Genomic DNA, 546 nt, shown 5'->3' on the forward strand with positions numbered 1-546 from the left:
CGATCGGCGCGCCCGAGCCGGTCGGCGAGCACCCCGCCGAGGAACACGCCCCCCGCGCCGCCGGTCAGCAGCAGCGACCCCATGAACTGCCCCGCGGTGATCAGGCTCCAGTCGAACCGCGTCATCAGGATCTTGGGCACCCACAAAGCAAGGCCGTAGCCCGCGAGCGAGCTGCACCCGGCGGCGAAGGCCATCAGCCAGAAGGCGGGCTTGGCGGCGAGGATCGAGAAGACCGTCCAGAGCGTGACGCGCGGCGCGGCGGAGGCCGCGACCGGGGCGACGGGGACCGGGGGCTTGGCGCGATCGTGGACGATCCACAGGAAGAAAGGCGCGATCACGATCCCGGCGATACCGACGGTGAAGAACGCCACCCGCCAGTTGACCAATGTGGCGATATAGGCGCCGGCGAGCACCCCGACAGCGAGCCCGATCGGGATGCCCATCGAATAGATGCCGAGCGCGCGCGCGCGGCGCTCGATCGGGTAATAATCGGCGATCAGCGCATAGGAAGGCGCGACACCGCCCGCCTCGCCGACGCCGACCCCC

1 protein-coding gene is annotated in these 546 nt (G+C 70.7%); it reads right to left on the reverse strand.

What is annotated here, in order from left to right:
• Window positions 1-546: MFS transporter (locus BGN95_RS19300; protein WP_286773819.1), on the reverse strand; the 546-nt coding region annotated here is incomplete at both ends.

The sequence above is a fragment of the Sphingomonas sp. 66-10 genome (genome assembly GCF_001897045.1).
Classification (GTDB): Bacteria; Pseudomonadota; Alphaproteobacteria; order Sphingomonadales; family Sphingomonadaceae; genus Sphingomonas; species Sphingomonas lycopersici.